Genomic DNA, 19,987 nt, shown 5'->3' with positions numbered 1-19,987 from the left:
CATAAAAATAAATATCAAAAAAAGGTAATTTCAGTTACCTAGCTTTGCTATCGGCTTTTTTAGAAAAAATTTAAAAAGTTATCCACAGATTGGGATATTTCTATTATGAAATATCCTCAATTAGTATTAATATTATTGCTTTGAATAAATTTTCATAATGAATTTTAGGATTTCTTATTATAAAAAATTAAGTTAGCATTTAAAATGTTGTACTGTTTGAACTTTAGTGAGTTTACAACATTTAGCTAACTTAATTTTTTTATATTTAGAAATACTTAATGAAATTATGCTATTTATGAAAACATATAATATTGATATTAATTATTGTATAGTTTATTCAAAATCTTCTTCTGTCATAATTTGATTAATAGGTGCTCCTGGTGCAACCATTGGGAATACCTTTTTATCACAATCTATTATATAGTCTATAAGAACTGGTGTCTTACTCTCTAATGCAACTTTTAATGCTTCATTAAATTCATCTCTAGTAGTAGCTCTAAATGCTTTTGCACCATGAGCTTCTGCTAACTTAACAAAATCTGTTTGTCTATTAAGAGTAGTTTCTGAATATCTTCCCTCATAGAATAAATCTTGCCACTGTCTTACCATTCCTAAAACACCATTATTAACAATAATCATGACTAACGGAATATTTTGTGAAACAGCTGTTGCTATTTCCATATTATTCATTCCAAAGCTTCCATCACCAGCTATATTAATAACCTTACAATCTGGTCTTCCTACTTGTGCTCCTATTGCAGCTCCAAGACCATATCCCATTGTTCCAAGGCCTCCAGAAGTTACAAATGTTCTAGATGCTGTAAAGTTAAAATATTGTGCAGCCCACATTTGATGTTGTCCTACTTCTGTAGAAATTATTAAGTTTCCTTTATTTTCTTCATTCAATCTCTTGAATAAATACTCAGGTGTTAATGATACACCATCATCTTTTGTAACCTTGCCTGCTTCTTTTAATTGCTTTATCTTTTCTAACCATTCCTCATTACGTTTTTCCTTAACTTTAGGAATTATAGCATTTAGTGCACTCTTTATATCAGCAACAAGATAAGCATCAACTTTTACATTTTTATTTATCTCTGCTGGATCTATGTCTATATGAATTACCTTTGCATTTTGTATATGCTCTGAATTACTTATTACTCTATCAGAGAATCTTGCACCTAATGCTATTAATAAATCACACTTAGTTGCAGCCAAGTTAGAAGCTTTTGTTCCATGCATACCTATCATACCAGTATATAATGGATACTCATTTCTTACTGAATCCATAGCCATCAATGTAGTTGCCACTGGTGCACCTATCTTTTCTGCAAACTCTTTTAATTCCTTGCAAGCCTTAGATATCTTAACTCCACCACCTGCATATATAAAAGGTTTTTCTGATTCATTTATTAATTGTATAACCTCTTGTAAATTATCAGGATCTAATTTAGTTTCTCTATTTATTTCTAGAGGTTCACATTTATGATATTCAGTTTTAGCTGCTGTAATATCCTTAGGTATATCTATTAATACAGGACCTGGTCTACCTTCTTGTGCAATATAAAATGCCTTTTGAATTACTTCTTGTAACTTATTAATATCCTTAACTATAAAATTATGTTTTGTTATAGGCATTGTTATTCCTGTAATATCAACTTCCTGAAAACTATCTTTTCCTAATAGCGGAATAGTTACATTTCCTGTTATAGCAACCATTGGTACCGAATCCATATAAGCAGTTGCAATACCTGTTACAAGATTTGTAGCTCCTGGTCCAGATGTAGCTAAACATACTCCAACTTTTCCTGTTACTCTTGCATATCCATCAGCCGCATGTGCTGCATTTTGCTCATGACATGTAAGAACATGTTTTATTTCATCCTTATGTTTATATAATGCATCATATATGTTTAATACAGCTCCACCTGGATAACCAAATATAGTATCCACTCCTTGATCAACTAATGATCTTATAAGTATTTCTGCCCCAGTTAATAACATTTAGCTGCCCCCTCTCTTTAATTTATTTAAATACTGCTCCAGTACTAGCTGAAGTAACTAATTTAGCATATCTAGCTAAATATCCTTCTGTTACTTTTGGTTCAACTGGCTTTAAATTCTTTCTTCTTTCTTCTAAAACATCATCTGAAACCTTTAATTCAAGTTTACCTGCATTAATATCTATAGAAATAGTATCTCCTTCTTCAACTAAAGCTATTAAACCACCTTCTGCTGCTTCTGGAGAAACATGTCCTATTGAAGCGCCCTTTGTTGCTCCACTAAATCTACCATCTGTTATTAATGCAACTTCTTTATCAAGTCCCATACCTGCAATAGCTGATGTAGGTGATAACATTTCTCTCATACCTGGGCCACCCTTTGGTCCTTCATATCTTATTACTACTACATCTCCAGGATTAATTTCTTTTCCTAAGATAGCTTTTATAGATTCTTCTTCAGAATCAAATACCCTTGCAGGTCCTTCGTGTTTTAACATTTCTGGAGCTACTGCTGATCTCTTAACAACAGCTCCATCTGGTGCTAAGTTACCTCTTAATATAGCAATTCCACCTGTTTGGCTATATGGATTATCAATTGGTCTTACAATATCGTAATTTAAAACATGTTTTCCTTTAATATTTTCACCTTGAGTTTTTCCTGTAACAGTAATGCAATCTAAATGAAGTAAATCTTTTTTACTTAACTCATTCATTACTGCTCCAATACCACCTGCATAGTATAAATCAATAATATGAGTTTGTGATGCTGGTGCTAAGTGGCAAAGGTTAGGTACTCTTGCTGATACTTCATTAATAATATCCAAGTTTAATGGAACTTTTGCTTCATGAGCAATAGCAGTTAAATGAAGTACTGTATTAGAAGAACATCCTAAAGCCATTTCACAAGTTAAAGCATTTTCTATTGATTTAGCTGTTACTATATCTCTTGGTTTTATATCTTTCTTTAATAATTCCATAATAGCCATACCTGCATGTTTTGCAAGTCTTATTCTTTCAGAATATACTGCTGGTATTGTTCCATTTCCTGGTAGAGCCATTCCAATAGCTTCTGCTAAACAGTTCATTGAGTTAGCTGTAAACATACCTGAACATGATCCACAAGTAGGACATGCGTTATTTTCTAATTCTAATAATCCTTCATCTGATAATGTTCCATTTTGATGAGCTCCTACTCCTTCAAAAACTGTAGTTAATGATACATCAGTACCATTAAATTTACCTGGAAGCATTGGACCTCCACTAACAACTATAGCAGGAATATTTAATCTCATTGCGGCCATTAACATTCCTGGAACAATTTTATCGCAGTTTGGAATTAATACTAAAGCATCAAAACCATGAGCCTTAACCATACATTCAATTGAATCTGCAATAAGCTCTCTTGTTACTAGCGAATATTTCATTCCTTCATGTCCCATTGCAATACCATCACAAACTCCAATTGTTGGGAATACCAAAGGAGTTCCTCCTGCAAATTCTACACCTTTTTTTACAGCTTCCGCTACCTGATTTAAGTTAATATGTCCAGGAATAATATCATTTTGAGATGATACTACTCCAATTAATGGTCTTTCTAATTCTTCATCTGTAAGTCCTGCTGCCTTAAATAATGATCTATGTGGAGCGCATCCAGGTCCTTTTTTTACTACGTCACTTCTCATGTCTTATTACATCTCCTTCTCAATCTTATTTAATACTAATTTAGTCATTTCATCAGTACCTATTTTCTTCATTCCTTCACTCATTATATCTGCAGTTCTATATCCATCTTCTAATACTGAAATAACTGCATTTTCTATAACTTTTGCTTCGTCTTCTAATCCAAATGTATATCTTAACATCATTGCTGCTGAAAGAATAGTTGCTGATGGATTAGCTATTCCTTGTCCTGCAATATCAGGAGCACTACCATGAATTGGTTCATACATACCAAAGTTTCCTTCTCCTAATGATGCTGAAGGTAACATTCCTATAGAACCAGTTATCATACTAGCTTCGTCTGATAATATATCTCCGAACATATTTGATGTAACTATAACATCGAATTGTCTTGGATCTCTTACTAATTGCATAGTTGCATTATCTATATATAAATGATTTATAGTTACTTCAGGATAATCTTTACCTACTTCTTCTATTATTCTTCTCCATAATCTTGAACTTTCAAGTACATTAGCTTTATCTACTGAAGTTACCTTTTTATTTCTCTTCATTGCAGCTTCAAAAGCAATCTTAGCTATTCTTCTTACTTCATTTTCATTATACTTTTCTGTATCGTAAGCAGCCTTAACTCCTTCTTCTTCAAATTGTCCTCTTTCACCGAAGTAAATACCACCAGTTAATTCTCTTACTACTTGTATGTCTATTCCATCCCCAATTATGCTATCCTTTAATGGTGAAGCCTCCTTTAATGGTGCATATAATACTGCTGGTCTTAAATTACAATATAATCCTAATCCTGCTCTTAAACCTAATAATGCTTGTTCTGGTCTTACCTTAGCTCCTGGAACATCCCACTTATATCCACCAACAGCTCCTAATAGAACTGCATCACTCTTCTTACATACTTCTAATGTTTCATCTGGAAGTGGTATTCCAAATTTATCTATTGCACATCCACCTGCAAGAACATAGTGATAATCAAATCTATGTCCAAATTTTTCTCCTACTGCATTAAGTACCTTTACTGTTGAATCTACTACTTCTGGACCTATTCCATCTCCAGGTATAACTGCTATATTATATTTCATTTTTTTACCCCCAATTTATTTATTTCTAATGTATCCTATTAAACCATCATTATCTATAATCTTTTGCATAAATTCTGGGAACGCTTCCCCTTGATAGCTTTCATTCTTAGTTAAGTTCTTTATAACTCCTGTTGAAAAATCTACTTCTAATTCATCTCCGTCATTTATAGACTTTACAGCTTCATCACATTCTAATATTGGTAATCCTATATTAATTGCATTTCTATAGAATATTCTAGCAAATGTTGATGCAATAACACAACTTACTCCTGAAGCCTTTATAGCTATAGGTGCATGTTCTCTTGAAGAACCACATCCAAAATTCTTATTAGCAACTATAAAGTCACCTTTCTTTACATTTTTAACAAAATCCTTATCTATATCTTCCATACAGTGTGCTGCTAATTCCTTGTGATCTGATGTATTTAAATATCTTGCTGGAATTATTACATCTGTATCTACATTATCACCATATTTAAAAACTCTTCCTGTTACTTTCATCTCTATGATTCCTCCTACACTAATTCTGGATCAGTTATCTTACCAGTTATTGCTGATGCTGCTGCTACTGCTGGACTAGCTAAGTATACTTCTGAATCAACATGTCCCATTCTTCCTACAAAGTTTCTGTTAGTAGTTGACACACATCTTTCTCCTGCAGCAAGTATACCCATATAACCTCCTAAACATGGTCCACATGTTGGAGTAGATACTACTGCACCTGCTTCTATTAAATCTTTTATTATTCCTTCTTCTAGTGCTTGAAGATATACTTTTTGAGTTCCTGGAATAACTATACATCTTATTTCTTTATTTACCTTTTTACCTTTTAAAATGTCTCTTGCAACTCTAAGGTCTGAAATTCTACCATTAGTACATGAGCCTATAACTACTTGATCTATCTTGACATCTCCAACATTATCTATAGTTCTTGTATTATCAGGTAAATGTGGGAATGAAACTGTTGGTCTTAATGTTGATAAATCTATCTCTATAACTTGATCATATTCAGCATCTTCATCTGCTTCATACTTCTTCCATTCTCTATGAGCATGTTCTTTTAAATATTCTTCAGTCTTCTCATCTACTGGGAATATTCCATTCTTTCCACCTGCTTCTATAGCCATATTAGCCATAGTAAATCTATCATCCATTGAAAGGTATTGTAATCCATCTCCTACAAATTCCATTGACTTATATAATGCTCCATCAACACCTATCATTCCAATAATATGAAGAATTACATCTTTACCACTTACCCATTTTGCTGGTTTTCCTGTAAGTACAAATTTTATAGCTGAAGGAACCTTAAACCAACATTGTCCTGTAGCCATACCTGCTGCCATATCTGTTGATCCTATTCCTGTTGAGAATGCACCTAAAGCTCCATAAGTACATGTATGTGAGTCAGCACCTATTACTACATCTCCTGCAACTGCAAGTCCCTTTTCTGGTACTAAACAATGTTCTATACCCATTTCACCAACTTCAAAGAAATTTTCTATTTCTTGTTTTTTAGCAAATTCTCTTATATATTTTACTTGTTCAGCTGCTTTTATATCTTTATTTGGAGTAAAATGATCTGGTACTATAGCAATTTTGCTTTTGCTAAACACATTATCTATACCAAATTTTTTAAATTCATTTACTGCAACCGGTGTAGTAATATCATTACCTAAAACTAAATCTAGATTAGCTTCTATTAATTGTCCTGCCTTAACGCTTTCTAATCCTGCATGTGCTGCTAGAATCTTTTGAGTCATTGTCATTCCCATGTTTAAATCATCTCCCTAAAAAAATAAGTTCTTTTTTCCTAATATCTCTTGTTTGCTTTTTTAATATTCATTTATGGTCTTATCGCCTCTTTCAAGCGCTGTAACCCCTGTTCTAACTAATTCCTTTATACCGTACTCTTTCATAAGGTTGATAAGAGCTGATATCTTGTTGTTATCACCTGTTAATTCTATAGTTAATGTATCAATACTTACGTCTATAATCTTGCATCTAAATATCTTAACTATCTCATTAATTGCTGATCTCTTTTCAGCATCAGCCTTTACTTTAATAAGGACTAATTCACGAACCATTGATTTGTCTGGCTTAATATCTATTACCTTTATTACATCTTCAAGCTTATCTAGTTGTTTTTTTACTTGTTCTAAAACATCATTATCACCTTTTAATGTAATAGTCATTCTTGAAATAGTTTGATCCTCTGTTCTACCTACTGTAAGACTGTCGATGTTGTATCCTCTTCTAGAAAATAACCCAGCGACTCTACTAAGTACTCCTGATGAATTCTTAACTAGAACTGATAAAACATGCTTTTGTTCCATATATTCCACCCCTAACAATTAAATATATTTATTAACTATGAAAAAAAATCTCACCCTATGATAAACATCATATATGGTGAGAGATATCACTCCGCCTAAATAGAATATCACTAAGTTCTAACAAACTCTTGCATATAACGGATGCACACCGGACATCGCTTACTCACTACTATAAATAATAATAGTTTTCTGGATTCTGCTCAGGAGTGATAATTATATAACTAGAAATGTCAATCTTCCACCAATAACCGACTCTCTATAATTCCCATTTGTTAAATAACGTCTCCATCTTAGCATTTTTTTGAAATCTAAGGTACTATTTAGTTTTTCTCTACTTTTAGTAATGATTTTACTATTTTTTTTACGCATTGTCAATAATTTATCAAATTTGCTTTATAGTTTAATAAGAATAAAAAGAGACTATAAATTCTATTTTTATAGTTTTTAAAATAGAACTTTATAATCTCTCTTTAACAAATAATTATCTTACTTCTAAGACATTATCTCCTTGTTTTACTTCGCCTTGTTTTAAGTTATTGAATTCTGAATAATCATCAGTATTAGTAACAACTACTGGTGTAATGCTCTTATATCCTGCTTCTATTATTCCATCAAAATCAACATCTGCTAATAAGTCACCTTTTTTAACAGTGTCTCCTTGTTTTACATGTACATCAAAACATTTTCCATCAAGCTTAACAGTATCTATACCCATATGAAGTAATAATTCTAATCCATCTTCTGTTGTGAATCCTATTGCATGCTTAGTATCAAATACTAATGTAACAGTACCATCTACAGGAGATACTACTTTACCATTTGCTGGTTTTATAGCAAATCCTTTTCCACACATTTCTTCAGAGAAAACACCATCTCCTACTTCAGATAATGATACAACTTCTCCATCCATTGGCGAAGCTATAATTGAAGCTTCTTTTGTAGATTTAACTTCTTCTTTAACTTCTTGTTTTGCTTCCACAACAACTTCTTCTACGTGATTACTTGCTTCACTAGCTAAATACTCTTCTAAGTTCGCCTTTATAACTGTAACCTTAGGTCCATATATTACTTGAACACCTTCACCTTTTACTATTACTCCAGATGCTCCACTTGCTTGTAATATGCCCTTATCTACCTTAGAAGAATCATATACTGTAACTCTAAGTCTTGTTGCACAACAATCAACATCACTTATATTAGCTTTTCCACCAAGTCCCTTAGTAATCATAGCTGATAACTCGTCATGTGAAGATGCTCCACCTTCATTAGATGCATTCTTAGCATTAACATCTGCTCTTGTATATAACTTAGTCTCTTCATCATCTTCTTCACGACCAGGAGTCTTTAAGTTAAGTTTCTTGATAAGGAATGTAAATAAGAAGTAATAAACTATAAAGTATATAATTCCTACAAATATAATGTTAATCCAACTTGTTTTAGCATTTCCTTGTAATATACCAAATAAAGTTAAGTCAATAAGTCCTCCAGAGAAAGTCATACCAACTCCAACATTTAATATGTGCATTAACATATATGCAAGACCTGCAAATACACAATGAATTCCATATAATAATGGTGCAACAAATAAGAATGTAAATTCTAGAGGTTCTGTAATACCAGTTACCATAGAAGTTAATGCAGCAGATAATAATAATCCTCCTACTACCTTCTTCTTGCTAGGTTTTGCACATTTATACATTGCAAGTGCAGCTCCAGGTAAACCAAATATCATTAATGGGAACTTACCTGACATAAATCTAGTTGCAGCTACACTAAAGTGTGCACTACCACCTTGAGCAAGTTCTGCAAAGAATATATTTTGAGCTCCTTCTATTATTTGTCCTCCTATAACAGCAGTACCACCAAGTGCTGTTTGCCATATAGGTAAATAGAATACATGATGTAATCCAAAAGGTATCAATAATCTCTCGATAAATCCATATAACCATGTTCCTGCATATCCAGACTGCATTATTAACTCTCCAGCCTTATAGATAACATTTTGAATTGGTGGCCATATAAAGAATAGTAACATACCAACTAATAAGTAAACAACTCCACTAATTATAGGAACAAATCTCTCTCCACCAAAGAATGAAATTACTTGTGGCAATTCAATCTTATAGAATTTATTATGAAGAGCAGCAACTCCTAATCCAACAATAATACCACCAAAAACTCCTAGTTGAAGTGATGTTATACCTAAAACTGAAGTAGTTGAGTTAGCAAGCATAGCTTCAGCTCCACCATTAATAGTTATTAATGATCCTATTGTTGCATGCATTATTAAGAAAGCAATAACTGATGATAATGCTGCAACATGCTTTTCTTTCTTGGCCATACCTATCGCAACACCTATTGCAAATATAAGTGGTAGGTTTCCAAAAATTATATTACCTGCATCACCCATTACTGTAAATATAGCATATGGTACAGTTCCTTCACCCATTACACCATTTAAGCCATAAGTTTTAAGGAAATCAGCATTAGTTAATGATTGGCCTAATCCTAGAAGAAGCCCAGCTACCGGAAGAATAGCTATTGGTAACATAAATGATCTTCCAACACGTTGTAAAACGCTAAAAATCTTATCTTTCATGATTTTACATCTCCTTTTTATTATTATTTTGAGTATCGAATTCTAATCTCTCACAAGGAATATTCCTTGATAAAGTTAAAATTTCAATTTTTAAATATAAAAAAGACCAAAATCAGTATAGCCCCACATTAAACATATGAAATCAATACTAACCTTGGTCTTGCCTGCACTACCAGTCACAATCCAAATATTATTATCTGCCTTGTGATATTCTTTTAAAATGTATTGTTAAATAAGTCATCTCTTCTTCTGTAATGTCCTTATTATATTCAGTCTTAATGAATTGTCTTATCTTCTCAGCACATTTATAATCTTTCTTGTACTTATCTCTAATTACTTGATTCAACTCTGCATCATCTACTACATATTCTGCATCACTCATAACTCTATTACAGAAGAACTTCAGATGAGTTATAAACCTTTCATAATGTAAGCTATCTTCATCAAATTCTATTCCATAATAGTATTTCACAATCTGCAATATCTTATGCAAAATTTCTGTTATAGTAACTGTATCATCAATCTTACTACCTAATTCTGCATTAACTATATGAAGTGCAATAAAACCTGCTTCGTCTAAAGAAAACTCTTCATTAAGTCTATCTTTTATAATACTAACAGCTTCAACTCCTAACTCATATTCTCTAGGATAAAACTTCTTTATCTCCCACAGAAGAGCATTCTTATACTCAAGTTTCTCATGTTTTCTCTTAATGGCAAAACTAATGTGATTTATGAGTGAAATATATATATTATCGTTAACCTTGACATCAAGCTTATTCTTAATATTATCAATAATATCACTACATACTTCTTCGTATTCTGGTGGAATTTCTTGTAGTAAAGATTGAAACATACCTAGCATATTCTTATTAAGATTAGCATAAATCTTCTCTATCTTATCTTCTTCTATTAGGTCTTTAGTTTTCTTCTGAAATCCTATCCCTAATCCACGCAAAATAACTTCGTTGCCATTGGAATCTATGGAAGATACAATGTTATTGTTTATAACTTTTTTTATCTCATACATTATACCAACCAACTCCTAAAAAATAACTATATGCATACTCTTAATATGCATATACAAAAACGTTCTTATATGTGTTAGTAATTACAATCAAATAATTATCCGCTTGTTGACTTAATTTTATCATTTGCGACTTATTTTGTCAACGTTTACTGTTAGATATTTTTATTTTTATCGTGTTTTTTAAAATTATATTAATTTTTCATTAAATAATTTTATCAATAAACTTGTTTTCTGTAAATAGCTTATTGATAAAAAAATTAAGTTAGCATTTAAAATGTTGTATCATGTAAGCTTTCGGAGCTTACAACATTTAACTAACTTAATTTTATATATATATATTCTTAATTTAATTATTGTTCTAGCACTTACTTAAAATAAGATCAACTAAACTATGAGCTAGTTTATCTATTTCTTCTTGATCTTCTCCCTCTAACATAACTCTTATTAAGGGTTCTGTTCCAGAAGGTCTAATAAGCACTCTACCTCTGCCATCCATAAGTTCCTCTATTCTGTTAATCTCATTTATTATCTCTTCATCCTCAAGATATAAATTCTTTTTATCGCTTGGTACTCTTGCATTTACCAATACTTGAGGTAGTTCTTTCATAACAGAACATAATTCACTTAATGCCTTTTGTTCTTGCTTTAGAATAGATGCAACTTGTAAAGCAGTAACCAAACCATCACCTGTAGTATTGTGTTCTAAGAAAATTATATGTCCTGATTGTTCTCCACCTAAAGCATATTTTTCTTTAACCATTTGTTCAAGCACATATCTATCTCCAACTTTTGTTTTCAAAGTTTTTATTCCAAGTTTTTTACATGCTATATCTAATCCCAAGTTACTCATAACAGTAACTACCATAGTATCATCTTTTAATTTATTAATTTCTTTTAGATGTTTTGCACATAAAACCAATATAAAATCTCCACTTATATTGTTTCCTTTTTCATCAACCGCTAAACATCTATCTGCATCTCCATCAAATGCAAATCCTACATCACAGCCTTCCGAAACAACATATTCTTTTAACTTTTCTATATGAGTAGAACCACAATCTTTGTTTATATTAGTACCATCTGGCTTATCATTAATAACATGAACTTCTGCTCCTAATTCTGTAAAAGCAGCTACTGATGTCTTATATGAAGCTCCATTAGCACAATCTAAGGCTACCTTTAATCCTTTTAAATCTCCCACTATAGTACTCTTTGCAAATCTTATATATTCTTCACTTGCATCTTTCTTTTCACTACGTCTACCAACTTCTACTCCAATAGGTGTTGGAACATCCTTAAATCCCTCTTCTATAATTCTTTGTATTTCATCTTCTAGAGCATCTGGAAGTTTATACCCCTTATTATCAAAGAACTTTATTCCATTATCCTCTACAGGATTATGAGATGCTGATATCATTACCCCTGCGTCTGCATTATACTTTCTAGTAAGATGTGCAACTGCTGGAGTTGGAATTACACCTAAAACAATTGCTTCTGCACCTACAGATAAAATTCCAGCAACTAATGCTGATTCTAGCATATCTCCTGATATTCTTGTATCTTTTCCAACTAAAATCTTAGGCTTATGTGATCCTTCTGTAAGTACATATGCCCCTGCTCTTCCTAAGTTATACGCCAATTCAGCTGTTAATTCAGTATTTGCAATTCCTCTAACCCCATCTGTTCCAAATATTCTAGTCATTTAAAATTACCTCGTTTCTGTAATATTCTTTAATCTATCTAAAACAGTAGTATATCCTTCACTACCATAATTCAAGCATTTATTAACTCTACTTATTGTCGCTGTACTAGCTCCTGTTATATCAGCTATTTCTGAATAAGTTCTCTTTTCATTAAGGAGTTTTGCAACATACATTCTCTGTGCTAATGATTTAACTTCATTAATAGTTGCTACATCTTCAAAAAAATCATAGCATTCATCGATACTCTGTAATGTTAAAACTGCTCTAAAAAACAAATCCATTTCTTCACTTTTTAGCTTTGAATCTTTACCAGCCACTTTCTTCAACTCCTTATATCTCTAATAAATAACATTATAACTAAAACTTTATCAATTCACAACTCTATATCATTAAAGTGACCATATCATTCATCATAATATTCTTCTATTCCATCATAACTTTTTATATCTTTATATATATTTTTTGTAGGCAATATCCATACATCCCCTATACCTGAATATATATTTATAAGTCCATTTCCTGTTACTGATGGCAATGCTTCTACTTCATGATGAACCTTACCACCTCTAAGTACAACAAGTTCGCCATCTGTTTTAAGTATATCATTATATAACTTACACTTAAATATTTCTTCCTCAGGAACAGATAATTCTAATAATACAATACCACTACCTGTTAAAATAGTTTCACAGACTCCTCCTTCTACTCTATCCTTCACAATTATACTATCCTCACAAGCTAAAAATATATTATCATTTACTATTATTTCTTCATCTTCTAATTCTACTAATACATAATTACTAAAAGAAGGTTCTAAAAATATCTCGCCATATCCACCTAATATAGGTTTTTCTTCTTCTATATCCTGTTGCTTAAATTTACCATTTAATATTTTTTTCCCTATATTAATAGCTCTATTTCCTGATGATATCCTATTAATATCTCCTTTCATGTAGCTTATTGCTCCAGGTTCTATTATTATATTAGAATTATCTAACATAATTCTAGGTTGTCTTAATTTTGTATTAGTTTTATTTAATGCATTTATTGCAATTGCTGTTTCAAAGTTATTAATTCCACCTAACTTATTGTATTCTAATATCTGAAATGTCGAATCATTTTCCATTTGAGATATCATAGTCAATTTATTTTCAAATTTTATAGATGTCCTCATATTTCTCACTCCCTTTATATTATTATTTTACCATAGCATTTCATTCTTTTCTCTATCTAATAACATTGGACTTTGTTTAGCCATTATAACAAATTCCAAAACTTTTTTGGGTTAACCTATCATGGCACTATTTTTTCTTTTTTATCAATTTACATATCAGAAAGCCAGCAATAATCAGTACTGACTCTCAAGAAAATTTTATATTTTCCTATACGTAAAAAAAGCAATAGTACTTGCTTAAATACAAATACTATTGCTTACTTCTTACTATAATATTATTAATATACTTTAGCTTCTTCTTCTCCATTTAGAACTCTTAATGTACCTTGAGTTAAAGCTAATAATTCATCTTCTCCACCATATACTGTCATTTCTGATATCCAAGAAACTCTTTCTGTAATAGCTTTTACAACTACTGGTGAATATGCTATACCACCTGTTAATATTATTCTATCAACTTTTCCTTTTAATACAGTAGACATAGCTCCAACATCTTTACATACTTGATATATAAATGCATCAAATAATAATTGAGCTTTACTATCTCCTTCTTCCATCATCTTTAAGATATCTCTCATATCATTTGTATTGGCATATGCATTTAATCCACCATTACCAACTAATTTGCTATATACTTCTTTTTCTGTATATTTTCCGCTAAAGCATAATTTAACTAAATCTCCAGTAGGAACTCCTCCAGCTCTTTCTGGTGAGAATGCACCTTCTCCATCTAATGCATTGTTAACATCTATAACTTTTCCATCTTGGTGTGCTCCTACTGATACTCCACCACCCATATGAACAACTATAAGATTTAAATCTTCATATGCTTTTCCAACTTCTTTTGCATATCTTTTAGCTACAGCTTTTTGATTTAATGCATGGAAAATACTCTTTCTTGGAATTTCAGGTACTCCTGATATTCTAGCAACATCTGTTAACTCATCAACTACAACTGGATCAACTATAAATGAAGGTACACCTAAGCTATCTCCTATTTCTCTTGCTAATATTCCACCTAAATTAGAAGCATGTTGCCCATATTTAGCTGTCTTTAAGTCTTCTATTAATTCATCTGAAACTGAATAAGTACCACTTACCATTGGCTTTACTATACCACCTCTACCTACTACAGCAGATAATGACTTCATATCAAAATTCTTTTCTTTTAATACAGAAAGAATAACTTCTTTTCTAAAATCTTTTTGTTCATATATAGTAGCATATTTAGCTATTTCTTCTGTTGAATGTCTTAGTGTTTCTTCAAATAATTCATTTTCATCTTCATAAACTCCAATTTTTGTTGAAGTTGAACCTGGATTGATAATTAATACTTTATGTGACATTGTATTTCCTCCCTAAAATTATATTATTTAACGCCTTCTGCAACAACTGCTGCTAATGCTAAAGAATTTACTTTTGTTTCAAAGCTATCTGCTCTAGAAGTTAAGATAACTGGTGCTGATGTACCAACTAATACACAACCATTTTGAGTATGTGCAGCTTTAGTTAATGTTTTGTACATTACATTTCCTGTTTCTATATTAGGTAATAATATAATATCAGCTTTACCTGCAACTTCACTATTCTTTATACCTTTATGCATAGCTGCTTCTTCTGATATAGCTATATCTAATGAGAATGGTCCATCTACAACGCAACCTTTTATTTGTCCTCTATCTGACATCTTAGATAATATTGCAGCATCTATAGTTGCTGGCATATTTAAATTTACAACTTCTACAGCACACACTGGAGCAACCTTTGGACATTCTATTCCACAAGCTCTTGCAACTGTTGCTGCGTTATTTATTATTTGTACTTTATCTTTTACTTCTGGATAAGTATTAAATGCAACATCTGTTAAGAATAGTAATCTATCTATTTTATCTATACTAAATACTGCAACGTGTGACATAACCTTTCCAGTTCTTAAACCTACTTCTTTATTTAATACACTTCTTAAGAAAGTAGCAGTATCAACTAATCCTTTCATTAACATATCTGCTTTTCTATCATGAACTAACTCAACAGCCTTTAATGCTGCTTTCTTAACATCTGGTTCATTTACTATTTCATACTTGCTTATATCCATTCCTATTGAAGCTGCTACTTCTTTTATTTTAGCTTCATCCCCTACTAATATAGCATCTGCTATTCCTCTTTCTTTTGCTTCTCTAACAGCTTCTAATACTGGTTCATCTTGAGCTACTGCTACAGCAACTTTCTTTCTTCTGCACTCTTTTACCTTTAATAATAATTCTTCAAAACTTTTACTCATATTAGTACACCTCTTTTAAAATTGTAACTGTCAAATATATATAAATGTTAAAATAATAACAAATGTAATCTTATTATTCCAATACACCTCTTTTTATTGTAACAAAAAATATTCTGAAAACGCAAATTTTCAGAATATTTAGATTTATATATTTCTATATTCAGTTATTATCTTCTCTGCAACCTTAATTCCATCTACAGCTGCTGATACTATTCCTCCTGCAAATCCTGCACCTTCTCCAGTTGGATATAATCCTTCCGCACTAATACTCTGTAATTTTTCATTTCTAGCTATCCTAACTGGTGCAGAAGTCCTTGTTTCTATTCCTGTAAGTATAGCATCATCCATTCCATAACCTTTTATTTTCCTATCAAAGGATACTATACCATCCTTCAGTGTATCCACAACATAACTTGGAAGAGTTTCTCTTAAATCTCTAAACTCATATCCTGGTCTATATGTTGGATTTACTGAACCTAATTTAGTAGAAACTTTATCTTGCATAAAATCTCCCAATAATTGAACAGGTGCATGATAATTTTCTCCACCTAATTTATATGCTAATCCTTCATAGTGCCTCTGATATTCCATACCACTTAACGGATTATCACCATTAAAATCTTTAGGTCCTACAGTTACTACCAAAGCAGAATTTGCATTATCTAAATCTCTTGCATGATAGCTCATACCATTAGAAACTAATCTTTCTTCTTCAGATGCAGCAGCTACTACTACTCCTCCAGGACACATACAGAATGAATATACTCCTCTTCCTGTCTTGTGACTCTGATGAGTAAGTCTATAATCTGCTGCCTTTAATCTAGGGTGGTGTGCATATTTACCATATTGACTAACATTTATAAGCTCTTGAGGATGTTCTATTCTAACACCAATTGCAAATGCTTTCTGTTCCATAAATATACCTTGCTCATATAACATTTCATATGTATCTCTAGAACTATGTCCTATTGCAAGTACTAACGCCTCACATGGTATCTCTGAATCATTTACAACAATACTATTAACTTTACCATTTTTTATTTTTATCTTTGTTAGTTTGGAATTAAAATGAACTTCTCCACCTAATTTCTTAATTTCTTCTCTTATGCCTTTTACTATACCTTTTAGAAGATCTGTACCAACATGCGGTTTACCCTCATACATTATTTCTTCTGGCGCCCCATGCTTCACCAATTCTTCTAACACCTTTGATCCTCTAGTATCCTTTATTCTAGTGGTAAGTTTACCATCTGAAAATGCACCAGCACCTCCTTCTCCAAACTGTACATTAGATTCTAAATTCAAAGATGTATTGCCATTCCAAAATTCTTCTACTGTCTTTGTTCTAGTATCTACATCTTCTCCACGCTCAAATACAATTGGTCTATATCCATTTTGTGCTAATACTAATGCAGAATATATTCCTGCTGGACCAAACCCTATAACTATAGGTCTATGTTCTAATTTCTTATCTCCTTGTTTTAATGGTCCTTCTTGTGATTCTTTTTCCAATATAACATCTTTATCTCTAATCTTAGATATTATTTTCTTTTCATCATTACAATGTATTTCTACTGTATAATTGAATCTTATATTGTCCTTTCTCCTTGCATCTATACTCTCTCTTAATATCTTAATATCTTTTATTTTATCTTGATTTATTTTTAATTTTTTAGATGCTTTTACTTTTATTACTTCTAATCCTTCATCAATGCTTGTAGATATATTGTTTATTCTTATTGCCATGCTATTCCTTCCTCGGTAATTATTTATTTTTTACATTTATGGTTACTTTCCCAGAACTATTAACTATTGATACAGAAGACTTATCTATAGTTGCATTCCATGTTACACTTTGATTATCTCCTACTGATTGTAAATCACTACATGAAGCTGTAACTTTTATATCTGATGCTGTAATACTATCTATATCTTCTTGCTTTCCAGATACTGTTATGCTTACTCCTGTACTAGGAGTTTCATAATCAAATTCTGATATTTTATCAGTATAATTTATCTCTACTCCATCAAATGTTTTTGTAACAGTTCTATTATCTGAAATACTCAATGACACTACTATACTATCATCTTCACAAGTCACACCTTCTGGAAGAATTATCTTACAAGATATGTCTTGAGATGAAGTTATATTAGCCAAATTTATAGGTTCTAATTCTACATAGTCTATATTAGATATTAAGTTTTCGTTTCCACGAATACATACTGAGTTTTTAGACAACGTCTCTTGAGTTAACGTAATCCCGTCTTGCAGAGCATTACTATATGATGTTTTTATGTGTACTTCTTTTGACTTGTTAACTGATACCTTTAATGTAGCAATATTATCACTAAAAGTTAATCCTTCTATTTTATTACCTAGCTCGTCATAAGCAACTATCTCAAAGTCTTTTGAATAACTTCTAGATACATCCTTTATATCACCTTCTATTGCAACTTCACTTATTTGCTTTATCAAACTCTCTGCCCCTGATACTTTAACTGATGAAGGTACAACCTTCATATATGCTAAACTATATCCCTTTGAATATACATTGTTTACTTTATTAGTAATATTAAATTCTCTAGTTTCTAATTTTTCTATTTGAACATTTAAAGACAATACGTCCTTATTTTTTATCTTTACACTACTTGGATAACTTACAACTGTAACAGGAATTGTATTAGTTCCTTCTTTTAAAGCATAATTTTTAAGATCAACTTCAATATCAAAATCATTCTTATCTAATGAATAAACATCATTAGCTGGACCCTCAACTTTCACATTCACTGTAAAAGTTTGATTAGGACTTAAAACCAAATCAGAATCTGCTAAAACATCTTTATTTCTTACAGTTACTGATACATTATTTATAGTGCTAGTTCTGGTAGGATTTTCAACATTAGTTACATATAGCCACAAGGCAAATGCTAAAACGACACATACTATCTTAGGTATTATTTTATTATCTTTTCTTTCATCCATAGCTTCACCTTCTCTCCTAATGTCTTTGTTTTCTTAGCTTCTCTATTATCCATTATTTTTATAATTATATTTTTTAGTTTTTCTTTATCGAAGTTTCTAGTAAGCTTCCCATTTACTGCAAGAGATATAACTCCAGTTTCTTCTGACACAATTATAACTAATGCATCTGATACTTCTGATAACCCTAGTGCTGCTCTATGTCTTGTTCCTAATTTCTTACTTATACTATTATTACTAGTCAAAGGTAACACACACCCTGAAGCATATATCTTGCCCTTACGTATAATAGTAGCTCCATCATGCAAAGGTGTATTTACAACGAATATATTTTCTAATAATGCAGATGAAACTCTAGCATCTATAATTGTTCCTGAATTAAACATATCTCCTAATCCTGTACTCTGTTCTATAACAATAAGAGCTCCAGTTTTAGTACTAGCTAATGCCTCAACAGCATTCACTATTTCGTTTATAATGTTATCCCTATCTTCTTGATCTGTTATTAATAAATGTTTCTCATCAAATGCACTTCTTCCCAAATGCTCCAACGCTCTTCGCACTTCTGGTTGAAATATGATAATAACAGATAAAACTCCTATTGTTAATGCCTTACTTAAAATAAAATAAAGCATATCTAACTTAAGTATATAACTTATTGGAATACATAATATAACTAAAGCAACTCCCTTAAGCAATTGCTCTGCCCTAGTTTCTTTCATTAATATATATATTTTATAAAAAATACAAGATACTACGGCTATATCAACTACAGACCATACAGATATATTTTTTATTGCATTAATTATTAATTCGTATAGCTCTTGCACCTTAACCACCTCTTATAAATCTTCATACTAAAATTATACACTAATTTCTTATATCAGAATATAAATATCATATATTCATTTATTAATTTTCTGTTCATGTTTTATACATATAAATTATTTTTCTTCTTTTCTAGAAATTATATTCCATTATTATGTCATTTTCTTTTCATAAAGTACTTATATAAATTATTCACCATCAATAATTATGCAGGGTATATTATAAATTTTTTTAAATATATAGTATATATATTTTTTCTTAGGTAATACTAGTCTTGACTGG

General features: G+C 31.2%; 16 protein-coding genes. All 16 read right to left on the bottom strand.

The window, feature by feature from the left end:
• Positions 1-333: 333 nt before the first annotated feature.
• A complete protein-coding gene (gene ilvB, locus KQI77_RS03940; RefSeq protein WP_216388591.1) occupies positions 334-2,004 on the bottom strand; it encodes a biosynthetic-type acetolactate synthase large subunit in 1,671 nt (556 codons plus the stop codon).
• A gap of 22 nt (positions 2,005-2,026) precedes the next feature.
• Positions 2,027-3,685 (bottom strand): dihydroxy-acid dehydratase, encoded by a 1,659-nt coding sequence (ilvD, locus tag KQI77_RS03935; protein ID WP_216388589.1) that lies wholly within the window; start codon positions 3,683-3,685, stop codon positions 2,027-2,029.
• A gap of 6 nt (positions 3,686-3,691) precedes the next feature.
• Positions 3,692-4,774, bottom strand: coding sequence for a 3-isopropylmalate dehydrogenase (gene leuB / locus KQI77_RS03930; RefSeq protein WP_216388587.1), 1,083 nt, complete (start codon positions 4,772-4,774; stop codon positions 3,692-3,694).
• Between the two features lie 15 nt (positions 4,775-4,789).
• The gene (gene leuD, locus KQI77_RS03925) at positions 4,790-5,275 is read right to left on the bottom strand and encodes a 3-isopropylmalate dehydratase small subunit (protein ID WP_216388585.1); all 486 of its coding nucleotides are present in this window, start codon (positions 5,273-5,275) and stop codon (positions 4,790-4,792) included.
• A gap of 14 nt (positions 5,276-5,289) precedes the next feature.
• Positions 5,290-6,549 carry a 3-isopropylmalate dehydratase large subunit gene (leuC, locus tag KQI77_RS03920; RefSeq protein ID WP_216388583.1) on the bottom strand — a complete coding sequence of 420 codons (1,260 nt, stop codon included), beginning with the start codon at positions 6,547-6,549 and terminating at the stop codon, positions 5,290-5,292.
• A gap of 60 nt (positions 6,550-6,609) precedes the next feature.
• A complete protein-coding gene (gene ilvN, locus KQI77_RS03915) occupies positions 6,610-7,110 on the bottom strand; it encodes an acetolactate synthase small subunit (protein ID WP_216388581.1) in 501 nt (166 codons plus the stop codon).
• A 481-nt stretch (positions 7,111-7,591) separates the two neighbouring features.
• Complete coding sequence (locus KQI77_RS03910) at positions 7,592-9,709, bottom strand: PTS transporter subunit IIABC (protein WP_216388579.1); 2,118 nt, start codon at positions 9,707-9,709, stop codon at positions 7,592-7,594.
• A gap of 193 nt (positions 9,710-9,902) precedes the next feature.
• Positions 9,903-10,739: a BglG family transcription antiterminator LicT gene (licT, locus tag KQI77_RS03905; RefSeq protein WP_253289326.1), complete on the bottom strand. Its 837-nt coding sequence runs from the start codon at positions 10,737-10,739 to the stop codon at positions 9,903-9,905.
• A gap of 358 nt (positions 10,740-11,097) precedes the next feature.
• Entirely contained in the window at positions 11,098-12,441 is a 1,344-nt protein-coding gene (gene glmM, locus KQI77_RS03900) for a phosphoglucosamine mutase (protein ID WP_216388577.1), read from the bottom strand.
• A 6-nt stretch (positions 12,442-12,447) separates the two neighbouring features.
• Positions 12,448-12,759, bottom strand: a complete 312-nt coding sequence (locus KQI77_RS03895; RefSeq protein WP_216388576.1) for a YerC/YecD family TrpR-related protein — start codon at positions 12,757-12,759, stop codon at positions 12,448-12,450.
• Between the two features lie 86 nt (positions 12,760-12,845).
• Positions 12,846-13,616 carry an AIM24 family protein gene (locus KQI77_RS03890; protein ID WP_216388574.1) on the bottom strand — a complete coding sequence of 257 codons (771 nt, stop codon included), beginning with the start codon at positions 13,614-13,616 and terminating at the stop codon, positions 12,846-12,848.
• 278 nt (positions 13,617-13,894) lie between these two features.
• Positions 13,895-14,962, bottom strand: coding sequence for a butyrate kinase (buk, locus tag KQI77_RS03885; RefSeq protein WP_216388572.1), 1,068 nt, complete (start codon positions 14,960-14,962; stop codon positions 13,895-13,897).
• A 23-nt stretch (positions 14,963-14,985) separates the two neighbouring features.
• The gene (gene ptb, locus KQI77_RS03880) at positions 14,986-15,897 is read right to left on the bottom strand and encodes a phosphate butyryltransferase (RefSeq protein ID WP_216388566.1); all 912 of its coding nucleotides are present in this window, start codon (positions 15,895-15,897) and stop codon (positions 14,986-14,988) included.
• A 144-nt stretch (positions 15,898-16,041) separates the two neighbouring features.
• On the bottom strand, positions 16,042-17,643 hold the full coding sequence (locus KQI77_RS03875; protein WP_216388560.1) for an NAD(P)/FAD-dependent oxidoreductase: 1,602 nt from the start codon (positions 17,641-17,643) through the stop codon (positions 16,042-16,044).
• Between the two features lie 19 nt (positions 17,644-17,662).
• Entirely contained in the window at positions 17,663-18,880 is a 1,218-nt protein-coding gene (locus tag KQI77_RS03870; protein ID WP_216388557.1) for a YbbR-like domain-containing protein, read from the bottom strand.
• Entirely contained in the window at positions 18,853-19,707 is an 855-nt protein-coding gene (gene cdaA / locus KQI77_RS03865) for a diadenylate cyclase CdaA (protein ID WP_216388555.1), read from the bottom strand. Before cdaA ends, KQI77_RS03870 begins: the two co-directional genes overlap by 28 nt.
• Positions 19,708-19,987: the final 280 nt, after the last annotated feature.

The sequence above is a fragment of the Clostridium sp. MSJ-8 genome (assembly GCF_018918325.1).
Classification (GTDB): domain Bacteria; phylum Bacillota; class Clostridia; order Clostridiales; family Clostridiaceae; genus Clostridium.
The sequence above is the reverse complement of the archived record's forward strand: the minus strand, read 5'-3'. Positions and strand labels throughout refer to the sequence as shown.

What these genes read in the sequence shown, in the direction of transcription:
- ilvD (WP_216388589.1), bottom strand. Translation starts at nt 3,685, where the DNA reads ATGAGAAGTGACGTAGTAAAAAAAGGACCTGGATGCGCTCCACATAGA.
- leuB (WP_216388587.1), bottom strand. Translation starts at nt 4,774, where the DNA reads ATGAAATATAATATAGCAGTTATACCTGGAGATGGAATAGGTCCAGAA.
- KQI77_RS03910 (WP_216388579.1), bottom strand. Translation starts at nt 9,709, where the DNA reads ATGAAAGATAAGATTTTTAGCGTTTTACAACGTGTTGGAAGATCATTT.
- KQI77_RS03875 (WP_216388560.1), bottom strand. Translation starts at nt 17,643, where the DNA reads ATGGCAATAAGAATAAACAATATATCTACAAGCATTGATGAAGGATTA.
- licT (WP_253289326.1), bottom strand. Translation starts at nt 10,739, where the DNA reads ATGTATGAGATAAAAAAAGTTATAAACAATAACATTGTATCTTCCATA.
- ilvB (WP_216388591.1), bottom strand. Translation starts at nt 2,004, where the DNA reads ATGTTATTAACTGGGGCAGAAATACTTATAAGATCATTAGTTGATCAA.
- KQI77_RS03870 (WP_216388557.1), bottom strand. Translation starts at nt 18,880, where the DNA reads ATGGATGAAAGAAAAGATAATAAAATAATACCTAAGATAGTATGTGTC.
- ilvN (WP_216388581.1), bottom strand. Translation starts at nt 7,110, where the DNA reads ATGGAACAAAAGCATGTTTTATCAGTTCTAGTTAAGAATTCATCAGGA.
- KQI77_RS03890 (WP_216388574.1), bottom strand. Translation starts at nt 13,616, where the DNA reads ATGAGGACATCTATAAAATTTGAAAATAAATTGACTATGATATCTCAA.
- glmM (WP_216388577.1), bottom strand. Translation starts at nt 12,441, where the DNA reads ATGACTAGAATATTTGGAACAGATGGGGTTAGAGGAATTGCAAATACT.
- leuC (WP_216388583.1), bottom strand. Translation starts at nt 6,549, where the DNA reads ATGGGAATGACAATGACTCAAAAGATTCTAGCAGCACATGCAGGATTA.
- ptb (WP_216388566.1), bottom strand. Translation starts at nt 15,897, where the DNA reads ATGAGTAAAAGTTTTGAAGAATTATTATTAAAGGTAAAAGAGTGCAGA.
- leuD (WP_216388585.1), bottom strand. Translation starts at nt 5,275, where the DNA reads ATGAAAGTAACAGGAAGAGTTTTTAAATATGGTGATAATGTAGATACA.
- buk (WP_216388572.1), bottom strand. Translation starts at nt 14,962, where the DNA reads ATGTCACATAAAGTATTAATTATCAATCCAGGTTCAACTTCAACAAAA.